The sequence below is a fragment of the Escherichia sp. WS1450 genome, from assembly GCF_046487395.1.
GTDB classification, from domain to species: Bacteria; Pseudomonadota; Gammaproteobacteria; order Enterobacterales; family Enterobacteriaceae; genus Escherichia; species Escherichia coli.
Genome location: NZ_JBJQJO010000009.1, coordinates 194,804 through 211,064, shown reverse-complemented (window position 1 = coordinate 211,064; position 16,261 = coordinate 194,804). Strand labels below are relative to the sequence as shown.

At 50.6% G+C, this 16,261-nt stretch carries 13 protein-coding genes and 1 pseudogene; 7 read left to right on the top strand and 7 right to left on the bottom strand.

Features of this window, described 5'->3' with window-relative positions; genetic code table 11:
* The 5 genes and pseudogenes from ACJHYR_RS13710 to ynjE form a co-directional block, all read left to right on the top strand.
* Positions 1 to 464 (top strand): annotated as a pseudogene (locus ACJHYR_RS13710) (DUF4942 domain-containing protein); the annotation flags it as partial.
* A 219-nt stretch (positions 465 to 683) separates the two neighbouring features.
* Positions 684 to 1,850 (top strand): ABC transporter substrate-binding protein, encoded by a 1,167-nt coding sequence (locus tag ACJHYR_RS13705; RefSeq protein ID WP_001587129.1) that lies wholly within the window; start codon positions 684 to 686, stop codon positions 1,848 to 1,850.
* Positions 1,823 to 3,358 (top strand): ABC transporter permease subunit, encoded by a 1,536-nt coding sequence (locus ACJHYR_RS13700; protein WP_000224996.1) that lies wholly within the window; start codon positions 1,823 to 1,825, stop codon positions 3,356 to 3,358. The genes ACJHYR_RS13705 and ACJHYR_RS13700 overlap by 28 nt, the downstream gene beginning before the upstream one ends.
* Positions 3,358 to 4,011, top strand: coding sequence for an ATP-binding cassette domain-containing protein (locus ACJHYR_RS13695; protein WP_001587131.1), 654 nt, complete (start codon positions 3,358 to 3,360; stop codon positions 4,009 to 4,011). The genes ACJHYR_RS13700 and ACJHYR_RS13695 overlap by 1 nt, the downstream gene beginning before the upstream one ends.
* A gap of 66 nt (positions 4,012 to 4,077) precedes the next feature.
* Complete coding sequence (ynjE, locus tag ACJHYR_RS13690) at positions 4,078 to 5,385, top strand: thiosulfate sulfurtransferase YnjE (RefSeq protein ID WP_001587132.1); 1,308 nt, start codon at positions 4,078 to 4,080, stop codon at positions 5,383 to 5,385.
* Between the two features lie 8 nt (positions 5,386 to 5,393).
* Here ynjE and ACJHYR_RS13685 read toward each other — a convergent pair whose 3' ends face one another.
* Positions 5,394 to 6,014: a CDP-alcohol phosphatidyltransferase family protein gene (locus tag ACJHYR_RS13685; RefSeq protein ID WP_001587133.1), complete on the bottom strand. Its 621-nt coding sequence runs from the start codon at positions 6,012 to 6,014 to the stop codon at positions 5,394 to 5,396.
* 86 nt (positions 6,015 to 6,100) lie between these two features.
* On the opposite strand from ACJHYR_RS13685, the gene nudG reads away from it, so the two are divergent.
* Complete coding sequence (gene nudG, locus ACJHYR_RS13680) at positions 6,101 to 6,508, top strand: CTP pyrophosphohydrolase (protein ID WP_001055956.1); 408 nt, start codon at positions 6,101 to 6,103, stop codon at positions 6,506 to 6,508.
* Here the strand turns inward: nudG and ACJHYR_RS13675 are convergent.
* Positions 6,474 to 6,746, bottom strand: a complete 273-nt coding sequence (locus ACJHYR_RS13675) for a YnjH family protein (protein ID WP_000085240.1) — start codon at positions 6,744 to 6,746, stop codon at positions 6,474 to 6,476. The genes nudG and ACJHYR_RS13675 overlap by 35 nt on opposite strands.
* Positions 6,747 to 6,981: 235 nt before the next feature.
* On the opposite strand from ACJHYR_RS13675, the gene gdhA reads away from it, so the two are divergent.
* On the top strand, positions 6,982 to 8,325 hold the full coding sequence (gdhA, locus tag ACJHYR_RS13670; protein ID WP_000373046.1) for an NADP-specific glutamate dehydrogenase: 1,344 nt from the start codon (positions 6,982 to 6,984) through the stop codon (positions 8,323 to 8,325).
* Positions 8,326 to 8,380: 55 nt separating this feature from the next.
* On the opposite strand, the gene ACJHYR_RS13665 is transcribed toward gdhA, so the two are convergent.
* From ACJHYR_RS13665 to ACJHYR_RS13645, 5 genes are all read right to left on the bottom strand, one after another.
* Positions 8,381 to 10,324: a J domain-containing protein gene (locus tag ACJHYR_RS13665; protein ID WP_059328160.1), complete on the bottom strand. Its 1,944-nt coding sequence runs from the start codon at positions 10,322 to 10,324 to the stop codon at positions 8,381 to 8,383.
* Complete coding sequence (locus ACJHYR_RS13660; protein WP_072837368.1) at positions 10,321 to 12,021, bottom strand: Hsp70 family protein; 1,701 nt, start codon at positions 12,019 to 12,021, stop codon at positions 10,321 to 10,323. The genes ACJHYR_RS13665 and ACJHYR_RS13660 overlap by 4 nt, the downstream gene beginning before the upstream one ends.
* A gap of 444 nt (positions 12,022 to 12,465) precedes the next feature.
* The gene (gene topB, locus ACJHYR_RS13655; protein ID WP_001587134.1) at positions 12,466 to 14,412 is read right to left on the bottom strand and encodes a DNA topoisomerase III; all 1,947 of its coding nucleotides are present in this window, start codon (positions 14,410 to 14,412) and stop codon (positions 12,466 to 12,468) included.
* 4 nt (positions 14,413 to 14,416) lie between these two features.
* On the bottom strand, positions 14,417 to 15,460 hold the full coding sequence (gene selD, locus ACJHYR_RS13650; protein ID WP_001295485.1) for a selenide, water dikinase SelD: 1,044 nt from the start codon (positions 15,458 to 15,460) through the stop codon (positions 14,417 to 14,419).
* Between the two features lie 116 nt (positions 15,461 to 15,576).
* Positions 15,577 to 16,128 carry an NAD(P)H nitroreductase gene (locus tag ACJHYR_RS13645; RefSeq protein ID WP_072837367.1) on the bottom strand — a complete coding sequence of 184 codons (552 nt, stop codon included), beginning with the start codon at positions 16,126 to 16,128 and terminating at the stop codon, positions 15,577 to 15,579.
* Positions 16,129 to 16,261 lie beyond the last annotated feature (133 nt).

The window sequence follows — 16,261 nt, the reverse complement described above, 5'->3', positions numbered from 1 at the left end:
GCACGTGATACATGGTACAGGTCACTGGAATATGATAATTTTCCGGAAATCAGTGAAGCGAACATTCTGAGCACATTTGAACAACTGCACCAGAATAAGGATGAAGTGTTTAAGCGGGGAGTGATTAACGTCTTCAGGGAACTGAGCTGGAATTATAAAACCAACTCTCCCTGTAAATTTGGAAGTAAAATCATTATCAACAATCTGGTGAGATGGGACCGGTGGGGATTTCATCTTATCACCGGACAACAGACTGACCGACTCGCCGACCTGGAAAGAATGCTACATCTGTTCAGCGGCACCCCCATCCCCGGCAACGGGAAAAACATAACCATTCATCAGGATGGCACATCCAGTCTGTTCAGGGTAAAGAGTGCTATGAAGATGAGATGTTCAGTATCAGATACTTTAAGAAGGGCTCCGCGCATATCACGTTTAAACATCCGGAACTAATGGAAAGCTGAACTGGTAATTTCTAAGTATCTGCCCTCTAATTCGATTTCGTAATACAGAACATCGAGTCAAACAGAATAATGGAGGAAGACAGAAAAAAGAGGAAAAATAGCACCAGAAGAATTCGAACTGCGCAAGGGGCCTTATTGGTGGCCCCTAAAAAACACAAACAAAACAACAAATGAAAAAACAATAGATTATACATCTAGTTTTATTCCTAAGGAGAGATGATGCGCCATTGTGTGTGGTTGCTGGGATTGTTATCGCTGTTTTCTTTGGCAACACATGCCAGTGACTGGCAGGAAATTAAAAATGAGGCCAAAGGGCAAACCGTCTGGTTTAACGCCTGGGGCGGCGATACGGCAATTAACCGCTATCTCGACTGGGTTAGCGGCGAGATGAAAACCCATTACGCTATAAACCTGAAGATTGTTCGTCTCGCGGATGCCGCAGACGCGGTGAAGCGCATTCAGACCGAAGCTGCTGCCGGACGCAAAACAGGCGGTTCGGTGGATCTGCTCTGGGTGAACGGCGAAAACTTCCGCACCTTAAAAGAGGCCAATTTATTACAAACAGGCTGGGCGGAGACTCTGCCCAACTGGCGCTATGTCGACACACAGCTGCCGGTGCGGGAAGATTTTTCAGTGCCTACAGAAGGGGCTGAATCGCCCTGGGGCGGCGCACAACTGACGTTTATCGCCCGCCGCGATGTTACGCCACAGCCACCACAAACGCCGCAAGCGTTGCTGGAGTTTGCTAAAGCCAATCCCGGCACGGTTACCTATCCGCGCCCACCGGACTTTACCGGCACGGCGTTTCTTGAACAGTTGCTGATTATGCTGACGCCAGACCCCGCCGCGTTAAAAGAAGCGCCGGACGATGCGACTTTCGCCCGTGTCACTGCGCCCTTGTGGCAATATCTTGATACGCTGCATCCGTATTTATGGCGCGAAGGAAAGGATTTTCCGCCTTCGCCTGCACGGATGGATGCCCTGCTAAAAGCCGGTACATTGCGCCTGTCGCTGACCTTTAACCCTGCTCATGCGCAGCAAAAAATTGCCAGCGGCGATTTACCCGCCAGCAGTTACAGCTTTGGCTTTAGCGAGGGAATGATTGGCAACGTGCATTTCGTCACCATTCCTGCTAACGCGAATGCCAGTGCTGCGGCGAAGGTTGTCGCCAATTTCCTGCTCTCACCCGATGCACAACTGCGTAAAGCAGACCCTGCTGTCTGGGGCGATCCTTCGGTTCTCGATCCGCAAAAACTGCCTGACGGGCAGCGCGAAAAATTGCAATCAAGAATGCCGCAGGATCTGCCGCCGGTACTGGCTGAACCGCACGCAGGTTGGGTAAATGCGCTGGAACAAGAATGGCTACACCGTTACGGTACGCATTAATCTTTTTGCTGTGGGCGATGGTAGCGGTGATTTATGCACCGCTGATCCCGGCAGCTCTCACGCTGATATCGCCTGCTTTGTCGTTGACACACTGGCAGACGTTATTTGCCGACCCGCAGTTACCGCAGGCATTACTGGCAACGCTGGTGTCGACAACCATCGCAGCGGTCGGCGCTTTGTTGATTGCCCTGCTGGTGGTTGTGGCGCTGTGGCCTGGGCCGAAATGGCAGCGTATGTGCGCCCGTCTGCCGTGGCTGCTCGCCATTCCCCATGTGGCTTTTGCCACCAGCGCCCTTCTGCTCTTTGCTGACGGAGGGCTGCTTTATGACTATTTCCCATATTTCACTCCGCCAATGGACAAATTGGGTATTGGGCTGGGCTTTACCCTGGCGGTGAAAGAAAGCGGATTTCTGCTGTGGATCTTAGCGGCAGTATTGAGCGAAAAACGGCTGTTGCAGCAACTCATTGTGCTGGATTCGCTGGGCTACAGCCGCTGGCAATGCCTGAACTGGCTACTGTTGCCCTCCGTCGCGCCTGCGCTGGCAATGGCGATGCTGGCGATTGTTGCCTGGTCGCTGTCGGTCGTGGATGTGGCGATTATTCTTGGGCCAGGTAATCCCCCGACGCTGGCAGTAATTAGCTGGCAGTGGTTAACTCAGGGCGACGCCGATCAACAAGGGAAAGGCGCACTCGCCAGCCTGCTGCTGATGCTGTTACTCGCCGCCTACGTTTTGCTGGGCTATCTGCTATGGCGTGGCTGGCGGCGTACTATTCCCCGCGTAGATGGCGTTCGTAAGCCTGCCACGCCTTTATTGCCAGGGATTACGCTGGCGATTTTTTTACCCTTAACCGGTGTGCTGTGTGTGGTTCTGCTGGCGATCCTCGCGGATCAGTCGACGATCAATAGTGAAGCGCTCATCAACAGCCTGACAATGGGGCTGGTGGCGACATTCATCGCTTTGCTCCTGTTACTGCTGTGGCTGGAATGGGGGCCACAGCGTCGCCAGTTGTGGCTATGGTTGCCCATTTTATTACCCGCTCTGCCACTGGTGGCGGGCCAGTACATGCTGGCGCTATGGCTGAACATAGATGGGAGCTGGACAGCGGTGGTCTGGGGGCATCTGCTGTGGGTAATGCCGTGGATGCTGTTTATCCTGCAACCCGCCTGGCTGCGCATTGATTCACGGTTAATTTTGATTGCGCAAACACTGGGCTGGTCGCGGGCCAAAATCTTCTTTTACGTGAAATGCCCACTCATGTTGCGCCCTGCGCTGATTACCTTCGCGGTGGGATTTTCAGTCAGTATTGCGCAGTATATGCCGACGCTGTGGCTGGGCGCGGGGCGTTTTCCGACGCTCACCACTGAAGCGGTGGCATTAAGCAGCGGCGGCAGCAACGGTATTCTCGCCGCCCAGGCTTTATGGCAACTTCTATTACCGCTTATTATTTTTGCCCTGACCGCGTTAGTCGCAAAATGGGTAGGTTATGTCAGACAAGGACTCCGCTAATGCTCTGCGTGAAAAATGTTTCGCTACGTTTACCAGAAAGCCGCTTGCTGACAAACGTTAACTTTACGGTGGATAAAGGTGACATTGTCACGTTAATGGGGCCGTCTGGCTGTGGAAAATCCACACTGTTTTCATGGATGATTGGTGCGCTGGCCGGACAGTTTTCTTGTACAGGTGAGCTATGGCTCAATGAGCAACGGATTGACATGCTATCCACCGCACAGCGTCAGATTGGCATTCTTTTCCAGGATGCACTGTTATTTGACCAGTTCAGCGTCGGGCAAAATTTACTGCTGGCTCTGCCAGCGGCACTCAAAGGTGTTGCAAGGCGCGATGCGGTAAATGATGCGCTGGAGCGTGCGGGGCTTGGCGGTATGTTCCATCAGGATCCTGCCACTTTGTCTGGCGGTCAGCGAGCGCGCGTTGCTCTGCTTCGCGCCCTTCTCGCTCAGCCAAAAGCGTTGCTACTGGATGAGCCATTCAGCCGTCTTGATGTAGCTCTGCGCGATAATTTTCGCCAGTGGGTGTTCAGCGAAGTTCGCGCCCTGGCGATCCCCGTCGTTCAGGTAACGCACGATCTCCAGGATGTTCCTGCTGATAGTTCTGTTCTGGATATGGCGCAGTGGTCAGAAAATTACAACAAACTGCGATAACGCAAAGTTTTTCCCAATGCGTCAGTTCAGAATGGCGCACTCAAAACTACAATGTCGGGATTTTCGATGAAACGTGTTTCTCAAATGACCGTGCTGGCAATGGCTTTAGGGCTGGCTTGCGCTTCTTCGTGGGCCGCTGAACTGGCGAAGCCTCTTACACTTGACCAGCTTCAACAACAAAATGGCAAAGCGATAGATACTCGCCCCAGCGCGTTTTATAACGGCTGGCCACAAACCTTAAATGGCCCTTCTGGTCATGAACCTGCCGCCTTAAACCTCTCTGCTAGCTGGCTCGACAAAATGAGCACCGAACAGCTTAACGCGTGGATCAAGCAACATAACCTGAAAGCCGATGCTCCGGTCGCATTGTATGGCAATGACAAAGATGTCAACGCGGTAAAAGCGCGCCTGCAAAAAGCAGGTTTTACGCATATCTCCATCCTGAGTGACGCGCTAAGCGAACCTTCCCGTCTGCAAAAACTGCCGCACTTTGAGCAGCTGGTTTATCCGCAATGGCTGCACGACCTGCAACAAGGTAAAGAGGTTACGGCGAAACCTGCCGGTGACTGGAAAGTCATTGAAGCGGCCTGGGGCGCTCCTAAGCTTTACCTTATCAGCCATATTCCCGGCGCTGACTACATCGATACCAACGAAGTTGAAAGCGAGCCGCTGTGGAACAAAGTTTCTGACGAACAACTTAAAGCAATGCTGGCGAAGCACGGCATTCGTCATGACACCACGGTCATTCTGTACGGGCGTGATGTTTACGCCGCAGCGCGTGTGGCGCAAATTATGCTCTACGCTGGCGTGAAAGATGTCCGCCTGCTGGATGGCGGCTGGCAAACCTGGTCCGACGCGGGACTGCCCGTTGAGCGCGGAACGCCACCGAAAGTGAAAGCGGAACCGGATTTCGGCGTGAAGATCCCGGCACAACCGCAACTAATGCTTGATATGGAACAGGCGCGTGGACTGCTGCATCGCCAGGATGCATCGCTGGTGAGCATTCGTTCGTGGCCAGAATTTATCGGTACGACCAGCGGTTACAGCTATATTAAACCAAAAGGTGAAATAGCCGGAGCACGTTGGGGACACGCTGGTAGCGACTCGACGCATATGGAAGATTTCCATAACCCGGATGGCACCATGCGTAGCGCCGATGATATTACCGCTATGTGGGAAGCATGGAATATCAAACCAGATCAGCAAGTTTCATTCTACTGCGGCACCGGCTGGCGCGCGTCCGAAACCTTTATGTACGCACGAGCAATGGGCTGGAATAACGTCTCCGTTTACGACGGCGGCTGGTACGAATGGAGCAGCGATCCAAAAAATCCGGTAGCAACCGGTGAACGCGGCCCGGACAGCAGCAAATAACATTGCAATTACTGACGCTGGAGCGACTTCAGCGTCAGATACCCACTCCATACCCGCGTAAAGGTCGTCATCCAGCACAGCGCACCAAATACCCACGCAAACCACGGAAAACAGGCCGGAAAGAGGCAACTCAGGACAAACAGCAAAATCGTCTCGCTGCCTTCGGTTAACCCGCCCAGATAATAAAACGATTTATGCGCATAACCGGGATTATCAATCTGATGTTTCGCCGCCAGCGCAGCAAAAGCGAGAAAACTGCTGCCCGTGCCGATAAACGCAAACAGCAGCCAGCCGCCTGCCAGGGCGTTTTGCTCCGGTGCGGCGAGGATAAACCCAAAAGGCACCAGTGCGTAAAAAAGAAAATCGAGAGAAATATCGAGAAAGCCGCCCGCGTCGGTAAGTTCTCTTCGCCGCGCCAACGCGCCGTCCAGACCATCAAGCAGCCTGTTCAACAAAATGACGATTAGCGCCGCCAGATACCAGCCCAGCGCCAGAAACGGCAGTGCCAGCACGCCGATGGCAAATCCCACTAATGTTAAACCATCTGGCGTAATGCCGGGTTTATCCAGCACCTTCACACACTTATGCAACAAAGGTTTAATTCGGGGATGAAGATGGCGGTCTAACACAGGCACTCCTTAAATATAAAGCCTTTCTGATTGAGCAACAGTGCGGATATTATGGCATTTTTCGCTTATCTGCCCGTGTGTAATTTATGAATATGATTGAAGTTGTTGCCGCCATCATCGAACGTGATGGCAAAATTTTACTCGCGCAACGCCCCGCCCATAGCGATCAGGCGGGATTATGGGAGTTTGCTGGTGGTAAAGTCGAGCCGGATGAAAGCCAGCGGCAGGCGCTGGTGCGTGAGTTACGCGAAGAATTGGGCATCGAAGCAACTGTGGGTGAGTATGTTGCCAGCCATCAGCGAGAAGTGTCGGGGCGGATTATCCATCTTCATGCCTGGCACGTACCCGACTTCCACGGGACGTTACAGGCACATGAACATCAGGCGCTGGTCTGGTGCTCACCTGAAGAGGCGCTGCAATATCCTCTGGCCCCTGCTGACATTCCATTATTAGAGGCGTTTATGGCTTTACGCGCCGCCAGACCAGCGGATTAGTGCTAAGGGTTTTGTCATCCCGCTGGCATTGCAGCAGTATTCCTTCGGCTTTAATTACCGCCCCTTCAGAATAATTTTGATCCTGATAAACGCAGCACTGAGTACAGGGCTGCGCTGACTGCCCGCCTGAACTGAACACTTCTGGCGGTACGTTCACCTCCACGTCCGGACGATAATGCGGGTTAGCCAGTGCAATTAATGGAAATGCTAATACTACGGCGAACAATGCTCGACTCACAGGGAACTCCTTAACGTTATTGTCTCTGCTACTAATAACGGTAGCCGGGCGGCATAACTTTAGCGTCTGAGTTATCGCATTTGGTTATGAGATTACTCTCGTTATTAATTTGCTTTCCTGGGTCATTTTTTTCTTGCTTACCGTCACATTCTTGATGGTATAGTCGAAAACTGCAAAAGCACATGACATAAACAACATAAGCACAATCGTATTAATATATAAGGGTTTTATATCTATGGATCAGACATATTCTCTGGAGTCATTCCTCAACCATGTCCAAAAGCGCGACCCGAATCAAACCGAGTTCGCGCAAGCCGTTCGTGAAGTAATGACCACACTCTGGCCTTTTCTTGAACAAAATCCAAAATATCGTCAGATGTCATTACTGGAGCGTCTGGTTGAACCGGAGCGCGTGATCCAGTTTCGCGTGGTATGGGTTGACGATCGCAACCAGGTACAGGTCAACCGTGCATGGCGCGTGCAGTTCAGCTCCGCCATCGGCCCGTACAAAGGCGGTATGCGCTTCCATCCGTCAGTTAACCTCTCCATTCTCAAATTCCTCGGCTTCGAACAAACCTTCAAAAATGCCCTGACTACCCTGCCGATGGGCGGTGGTAAAGGCGGTAGCGATTTTGACCCGAAAGGTAAAAGCGAAGGCGAAGTGATGCGTTTCTGCCAGGCGCTGATGACTGAACTGTATCGCCACCTGGGCGCGGATACCGACGTTCCGGCAGGTGATATCGGCGTTGGTGGTCGTGAAGTCGGCTTTATGGCGGGGATGATGAAAAAGCTCTCCAACAATACCGCCTGCGTCTTCACCGGTAAGGGCCTTTCATTTGGCGGCAGTCTTATTCGCCCGGAAGCTACCGGCTACGGTCTGGTTTATTTCACAGAAGCAATGCTAAAACGCCACGGTATGGGTTTTGAAGGGATGCGCGTTTCCGTTTCTGGCTCCGGCAACGTCGCCCAATACGCTATCGAAAAAGCGATGGAATTTGGTGCTCGTGTGATCACTGCGTCAGACTCCAGTGGCACTGTAGTTGATGAAAGCGGATTCACGAAAGAGAAACTGGCGCGTCTTATCGAAATCAAAGCCAGCCGCGATGGTCGAGTGGCTGATTACGCCAAAGAATTTGGTCTTGTCTATCTCGAAGGCCAACAGCCGTGGTCTGTACCAGTTGATATCGCCCTGCCTTGCGCCACCCAGAACGAACTGGATGTTGACGCCGCGCATCAGCTTATCGCCACTGGCGTTAAAGCCGTCGCCGAAGGGGCAAATATGCCGACCACCATCGAAGCGACTGAACTGTTCCAGCAGGCAGGCGTACTGTTTGCACCGGGTAAAGCGGCTAATGCTGGCGGTGTAGCAACATCGGGCCTGGAAATGGCGCAAAACGCTGCGCGCCTGGGCTGGAAAGCCGAGAAAGTTGACGCACGTTTGCATCACATCATGCTGGATATCCACCATGCCTGTGTCGAGCATGGTGGTGAAGGTGAGCAAACCAACTACGTGCAGGGTGCGAACATTGCCGGTTTTGTGAAGGTTGCCGATGCGATGCTGGCGCAGGGTGTAATTTAATCGTTATTATAATCGTCTGGTTTTCCTTATAACCAGACGATTTTCCCTGAGTTAATTAAATCCTTAGCAGACGTTTGCAATTTGCAGCCGTTTGTTCTGCATCCTGGATATCCTGTTCCGACATTAAGCATCGCAACGCATCTTTTTCAATCCAGGGGTTGTTATTTCCGGCAATTGTTAGCCACATCCATGCTTGTTTATTATCAATTTTAGTGCCTGTCCCCTGAGCATACATTGCCGCAGTCTGGTGCTGCGCCTCGGTCGACCCTAAACGCGCCGCTTTTTCGTACCAGTGCAGCGCATGATTTTCATCTTTTATGGTATCTTTTGTACCGTACAGATACATTTCGGCTAACAAAAATATCGCCTCTATTTGCCCACGCTGCGCTGCACCAGTAATCCATTGAATAGCCTCTGCGTTATTTTCAGGATCATCATTGTTGGTTAAATAATATTTCCCCAATTCATACATGGCCTCCCCTGCCCCATCTGTCCCATTTTTTGCTACTTTGGTAAACCAGTACAGCGCTTTTTCCTGGTCCTGTAGAATACTCTCACTTTCGCTATACAACCTGGCAGTATGATATTGCGCATATAAATATCCCTGTTCTGCTGATTGCAAAAGCCAACGATGGGCCTGTACCTTATTACGTGCCACACCAATCCCGTGTATATACATTTGTCCCAAATCATACTGGGCACGCTCATGTCCTTGTGTGGCGGCAGATAAATACCACCGTAATGCTTCTTCATAATTTCGTAATGGCTCAACAGCGAAGCGTGAGATACGGGCAATCTCATATTGCGCAGATGCGTTGCCATTTTTGGCAGCAAGTAAAAACCATTTTCGTGCCTCACTAATATTCTTATCCGTGCCCCTTCCATCGCGATACATGATGCCCAGCGCATACTGAGCATCGATAACATTATGCTGCGCGGCGCGGGTAAACCAGTTAAAGGCTAATTTTAGATCCTGTGAAACCTCATCACCTTCATAATACATTTTGCCAAGAGAATACCAGGCAAGTGAATAGCCTTGCTCTGCAGCATGTAAGCAGGACTGGAATACAGAAGATGGATAATAAAAAAGACCTTTTAATTTTATGGCATTTAGCAACTTTTTATATCCACTATGATGTTGCATTGCTAAATTATTGAAGCGTTCTGTTAATTTCCACTTGCGAATCATTTTTTCTTTTCGCCAGGAATATGATAAACGCTCTATTAACAATGCCATATAGTTGTCTGATAGTTCAAATCCAGCGACTTTATTTAATACTGCGATATCAAACCATTTCAGGCTCTCTTCATTATCCTTTAATGATTGATAAATCGTAGCCATTTCCTTCCCGTTTTCCATTTCTTCCAGTGGAGACGAGTTACTGCCAAAGAAAGGGGTAATTTGTTTTTCGATTCGTGAATAAAGAAGACAACTTTCGTTAATTTCTGTCTGGATAGCTGGTTGACGGCTGCCTGCAACTAAATGCCATCTGAACGTTTGTGCAGCAGCGAGAGTTAATAATGGCCGGAATACCCGATGAAGATGCAGTAATAACGCTTCTTCAAAGCTCATTCGTGAGCTGAGATCTTTTTTCTCAAGGAAAGATAACGCCTTAGCAAGTTGCATGGGGGCGTGTTCGGGGGTTGCTTCATTCTCCTCACAGAGCATATCCAGCACGGCTTGCCAGGTGAATTCCTCCTCTGATTTAATAGTGACATCAGGAAGTGGATGACCAGAAAAGGTGTTGAGTGCGCGAAATGTCATCACAGGACGAGGATGAACAATACCCCTGGATATATTGATCGGTTGCTCTTCTTCCTCTTCTTGCCACTGATCTTCGTCGTCATAACGTAAAGCCTGTTCATAAGCATCGTGCAATTGTTGCCAGGCTTCGGGAGAATCTTCCGGGCGGCAATTTTTTACCAGTTGCGCATAACGACGCTTAATATCTCGTTCTTCCGCGCCAGGTTGTAAACCTAATATTTCCCAGCAGTTCATTGTAGACGCTCCCATTCCAGAGAGTCTAATGTCGGTTCAACTTTAGCCCGAAAATCAGCTAGTTGATCAGGATCCTGCTTCTCGAGTAGATAACTGAATTGACGAGAGCAATTGCTTATCCAGTCTCGTGTTTCCGCCAGGGTGAGTTGACAGAGATTATCAAGACGGGCAATAAAGGCCTGGTTTATCTGTTCATCGCGTGGGTGAATTTTTAACAGGCTTAATTTGGACAACGACTGCTGTATTTGTTCTGCCGTTAATGCCCCTGGGTTCTGTTCAATAACCAGACTATTTTTAGCCCCTGTCAGTGGCACGCTGATATCGACATCAAGAATACCGTTAATGTCGTACGTAAAACGAACATCAATACGCACATTACCGGCCGGTTTTGGCGGAACATTCACTGACAACTCCGCAAGGAAAATATTATCACCCACCATCCTGCTTTCACCCTGGTAGATTTTAAAATTAACCTCTGTTTGTTGATCATGTGCCGTATAAAAGGCACGAACGCGACTACAAGGAATACTTCGGTTACGCTCAATAACGGGTGCAAAATAGCCTGATTCGCGGGTATGCCCCAGCGATTTAGAGGTATCAACGCCAAGTGTATAAGGGCAAACATCGGTCACTACTACATCTTGTAATTCGCTGTGCCGCGCTTTAAGTGCGGCCTGAATAGCCGCGCCCTGAGCAATGACTTCATCCGGGTTTAAATGCATTGCCGGTATACGACCAAAAAGTTGTGTCACAAGTTTGCGAATCAGCGGCATACGTGTAGTGCCACCCACAAGAACAACCTGGTCTAATTGGCTAATATTAATTTTTGCATCGCGAATTGCCCGTTCCAGTGGCATACGGATTCGCTCGAAAAATGCCTGTAATAAAAATTCAAATTTTTCTGTGGTCAGATGCCAGTAATATCGCCTTCCTTCAATCTCCACACTGAAAGTTGCTTCGTCACGCATACTAAGCACGCGTTTGACACGCTCAGCCTCAATGCGTAAATGGCGTTGGAGTGTCGGTTCACGCCATTCAATATTTTCAGGAAGATCCATACGTGAGCAATATGCATCGATCAGGATATCGACAATATCTTCACCACCTAAAAAGTTATCCCCGGCACTGGCTCGTACTTCCATAATATTGTCAAACAACTCCAGTATGGAGATATCAAACGTACCACCACCTAAATCGAATACCAAAAATTGATGTTCATCATCTTTATTATGCAAACCATACGCCAGTGCAGCGGCGGTTGGTTCGTTAATTAAACGTTCGACGTTTAAGCCTGCCATTGAAGCTGCCAATTTTGTTGCTTTGCGTTGCACATCACCAAAATAAGCAGGTACGCTAATTACTGCTTCTGTTATCTCTTCACCTAAATAGCTTTCAGCATCATCTTTTAGCTGACGCAGTATCAGCGATGAGAGTTCCTCTGCCCGAAATTCACGTCCGCCCAATTTAAACGTCTTTGATGTGCCCATCATGCGTTTAAAATTGGCTGCACAGTTTTGTGGTTTGATGAGTTGCAGGTCACGAGCTGCCTCCCCTGTCAAAACCATACCATCTTCGTCAACACAAACTACGCTGGGTGTTAAAAACTTGCCTAACGCATTGGGGATCAGTTCACTTTGTCCATTTCGCCATACCGCTGCCAGACTGTTAGTCGTCCCGAGGTCAATACCGATAATCATAATTATCCTCTTCAAATAAATGAACTGATCATTTTATAGAGCAGTTATATATATTCATTTTGTGAATAATGTTCACAATCCCTGCGTTTAAAAATAATTTATAATGATGCAATCCATAACATAACTTACGTGAATATAAAGATATTTCGTTTATAATTTTAGCTGTGGGTACTTATATCATATACTCTAAATAATTCGATTTGTAGGAAGGCAGCAAGTAAGTGAATCCCGAGGAGCTTACATAAGTAAGTGACTGGGCTGAACGACAAATCCGCATGGAGCGGATTTGAACGCTGCTTTCAGCGGCCCCGTAAGGGGTGAGGCCCATGGATGGGCCGAATAACCCGCAGACGCAGCACATGCAACTTGAAGCATGACGAGTATAACCAATAAAGCCAATGGCGGAATATCTACCATTGGCTTTGTTTTAGAGTGGAAAACGAATTAATTAGCAGAATCCGTATTATCTTTTTTGGGCTTTGCCGCTTTTTTCACACGATTATTGGGTGCTTTTTTAACAGCCCCCCCACCTGGTGCCACAATTCCTCTAAACCGTCTGACCGGAGTGCTACGAGCCTGATCAATCAGTTGGTAAAGCGTCCCCACCAACGGCTGCATAAAGTCCTGATAGCGACACTGCTTTTCGCTGATTTGCGTCAGCACCGATTCCCAGTGCGCGGTCATGTCCGGTCTCGTTGCCATCTCCGGCAGCGAATGGAATAACGCTTTTCCAGCGTCGGTGGAGTGGATATAGCGCCCTTTTTTGGTCAGGAAACCACGCTTGAACAACAGTTCAATAATCCCGGCACGTGTTGCTTCTGTCCCCAGACCATCGGTAGCACGGAGGATCTTTTTCAGATCTTTGTCCTGCACAAAGCGCGCGATCCCGGTCATCGCCGAAAGCAGTGTTGCATCGGTAAAATGGCGCGGCGGCTGCGTTTGCCGCTCTACCACTTCACCTTTTTCACACAGCAACTCATCGCCTTTCGCCACCACAGGCAGCGGCGTGCCATCGTTTTCTTCATCGCGCTCTTTGCTGCCTAACAGCGTGCGCCAGCCTGCTTCGGCAAGAAAACGGGCTTTAGCGACAAATTTACCTTTGGCTATTTCCAGTTCGATAACACACTTGCGGAACACCGCATCCGGGCAGAACTGCATCAAATACTGACGGGCAATCAGGTTATAGACCTTCGCTTCGTTCTCCGTCAGGTTGATCGCAGAACTCCGTGCGGTCGGGATGATGGCGTGGTGCGCATCGACCTTTTTGTCATCCCAGCAGCGGTTGCGTATATCTGGATCGACCACTGGCTGCGGTAACAAGTCCGGTGCATGAACGCTGATGGCATTCATCACTGCGTGGCGTCCGGCAAAATGCTCTTCCGGCAGATAGCGACAATCGGAACGCGGATAAGTGATTAGCTTGTGCGTTTCGTACAACTTCTGGCAGATATCAAGCACGTTCTGCGCACTCAGACCAAAGCGTTTTGCCGCTTCAATCTGCAACGCCGAAAGCGAAAACGGCAGCGGTGCGGATTCTGATTCCCGTTTATCGTTATAGCTGGTGACAATAGCCGGTTGGCCGCTGATGCGGTTGACCACATGCTCCGCCAGCGGACGATGTAACAAGCGCCCTTCTTCATCCTGATAAGGTTCACACGCTTCGCTCGGTTGCCAGATAGCGGTAAACCGCTCATCGGCAGGTGTCACGATATGCGCTTTGACTTCAAAGAAATCTTTCGCCACGAAGTTTTCAATCTCTTCGTCGCGGCGCACTACCAGCCCGAGCACGGGCGTCTGCACGCGTCCCACGGAAAGTACGCCCTGATAACCGGCATTGCGACCGAGAATAGTATACGCACGGGTCATATTGATGCCGTACAGCCAGTCGGCACGCGCTCGCGCCAGCGCAGAAACGCACAGCGGTACAAACTCACTGTTGGAACGAAGACGGTCGATCGCCCGCTCAACCGCCTGCGGGTTCAGGTCGTTTATCAAGCAACGCTGCACCTGCTGGCGCTTTTCCGGTGCCAGTTGCAGATAGTCCAGCACTTCATCCACCAGTAATTGCCCTTCGCGATCCGGGTCACCGGCGTGAACGATTTCGCTGGCTTCATGCAGGAAGCGTTTGATGACATTAAGTTGTTTAGTCACGGAGGGTCGGGGCTGTAATTGCCACTTTTCCGGGACAATCGGCAAATCAGCAAGATTCCAGCGCGCATAGCGGCTGTCGTAGGCGTCTGGCTGCGCCTGCTCAAGCAGGTGACCGATACACCAGGTCACCACCTGACCATTACCGCACTCGATAAAGCCATCGCCTTTCCGATGCGGTTTGGGCAGGACATCAGCAATGGCGCGCGCCAGACTCGGTTTTTCGGCAATAAACAACCGCATTGAATTAACGGATCTCAACCATGGCACGACCGCCGCGCGCTGGCACCAGTTCGCCAATCGCCGTCAGTTCAATGCCAAACTCGGCGGCTGTAGCTTTGACCTCATTTTCTGCTTCCGGCATGACCGCCAGCAGCAGACCGCCAGAAGTTTGCGGATCGCACAGCAGATCGCGCACTTCACGCGGCATTTCACCCATCAGATGACCGTAGCTGGCAAAGTTACGTTCGGTGCCGCCAGGCACTGCGCCCAACTTAATGTACTCTTCAACCCCCGGCAGTTTCGGGATCGCTTCATAGTCGACGCGCGCCTGCACACCAGCCCCCTGACACATTTCGCTTAAATGCCCCAGCAGACCAAAGCCCGTAACGTCGGTCATCGCTTTTACGCCTTCGATGTTGGCAAAGGACGCGCCTGCGATGTTCATCCGGCACATCACTTCCGTCGCCAGTCCCTGATGTTCTGGTTTCAGCAGTGATTTTTTCTCAGCCGTGGTAAGAACGCCGATCCCCAGCGGTTTCGTCAGGAACAGTTTACATCCGGCTTGTGCGGTACTGTTTTTCTTCACTCGCTCGGTCGGTACGATCCCCGTTACCGCCAGACCAAAAATCGGCTCCGGCGCATCGATGGAGTGACCGCCAGCCAGCGCAATACCCGCCTGACGGCATGCATAGCGTCCACCTTCGGTTACTTCGCGGGCAATTTCAGGGGATAGTTTGTTAATAGGCCAGCCGAGGATCGCAATCGCCATAATCGGTTTGCCACCCATCGCGAAGATATCACTGATGGCGTTAGTCGCCGCAATGCGGCCAAAATCGAAAGGATTATCAACGATCGGCATAAAGAAGTCGGTGGTACTGATAACGCTGGTGCCATTGCCCAGATCGTACACCGCCGCATCGTCGCGGGTTTCATTACCCACAAGCAAATTCGGATCAACAAACTTCGCCTGCTCACTGTGCAGGATAGTTTCCAACACTTTTGGGGAAATTTTACAGCCGCAACCAGCTCCGTGGCTGTATTGGGTCAAACGAATCGAGTTCTCGCTCATGGACATCTCCTGTCAATGCAATCCGGGTATGGTAACCCTCATTCCGTGAAGTGATAAGTGAGAGTGTCTGAATTCCTGCGCCTTTGCTCACAATCCAGACAGTTTCGCGACAATTATCAGAAATAAGTGACAAACGGCGTCGGGTCCGGGACGTTAATCGACGTAGATGCTTTCAGCTGCGGCGTACCAAGGTAGAGAAAACCGACAATTTTATCCTGCTCACGGCAACCGAATGCTTCACGCACTACCGGACTTTCAGTTAATGCGCCACTGCGCCAGATGCCGCCAAACCCCTGGGCAACTGCTGCCATTTGCATCGCCATGACCGCGCATCCCGCAGACATTTCCTGTTCCCAGCGCGGGACTTTATGATTCTCTTCGCATTTCGCCACCACCGTGATGATGAGCGGTGCGCGGTACGGCGCATTACGGGCTTTGTCGATGGCTTTGTCATCACTACCGGCAGCAATCGCCCCCTGCTCCAGAACGGCGCTGAAACGCTCGCGCCCTTCCCCTTCAATCACAAAAAAATGCCACGGTTGCATGGACTTATGGTCCGGCGCACGCATCCCCGCACGCAGGATGTTTTGCAGTTGTTCATCCGTTGGCGCGGGTTCAGCCAGGCGGGAGGCGCTACGGCGATTGATCAATAGTTCGAGTGCATCCATTTGATTAACTCCTGTCGTGATATTTATTCACAAAATTAACACGAGAGTGGATTTTGTTACAGCACAGTCCGCAATTCCTGCTGACAAGTGCCGGTTGGGTCATTACGATAACCACATCTATTGCGCCTGTGAC

Bases quoted from the DNA above. Each gene is read 5' to 3' on its own strand.
- ACJHYR_RS13705 (WP_001587129.1), top strand. From the start codon at position 684: ATGCGCCATTGTGTGTGGTTGCTGGGATTGTTATCGCTGTTTTCTTTG.
- ACJHYR_RS13700 (WP_000224996.1), top strand. From the start codon at position 1,823: ATGGCTACACCGTTACGGTACGCATTAATCTTTTTGCTGTGGGCGATG.
- ACJHYR_RS13695 (WP_001587131.1), top strand. From the start codon at position 3,358: ATGCTCTGCGTGAAAAATGTTTCGCTACGTTTACCAGAAAGCCGCTTG.
- ynjE (WP_001587132.1), top strand. From the start codon at position 4,078: ATGAAACGTGTTTCTCAAATGACCGTGCTGGCAATGGCTTTAGGGCTG.
- nudG (WP_001055956.1), top strand. From the start codon at position 6,101: ATGAATATGATTGAAGTTGTTGCCGCCATCATCGAACGTGATGGCAAA.
- gdhA (WP_000373046.1), top strand. From the start codon at position 6,982: ATGGATCAGACATATTCTCTGGAGTCATTCCTCAACCATGTCCAAAAG.
- ACJHYR_RS13665 (WP_059328160.1), bottom strand. From the start codon at position 10,324: ATGAACTGCTGGGAAATATTAGGTTTACAACCTGGCGCGGAAGAACGA.
- ACJHYR_RS13660 (WP_072837368.1), bottom strand. From the start codon at position 12,021: ATGATTATCGGTATTGACCTCGGGACGACTAACAGTCTGGCAGCGGTA.
- topB (WP_001587134.1), bottom strand. From the start codon at position 14,412: ATGCGGTTGTTTATTGCCGAAAAACCGAGTCTGGCGCGCGCCATTGCT.
- selD (WP_001295485.1), bottom strand. From the start codon at position 15,460: ATGAGCGAGAACTCGATTCGTTTGACCCAATACAGCCACGGAGCTGGT.
- ACJHYR_RS13645 (WP_072837367.1), bottom strand. From the start codon at position 16,128: ATGGATGCACTCGAACTATTGATCAATCGCCGTAGCGCCTCCCGCCTG.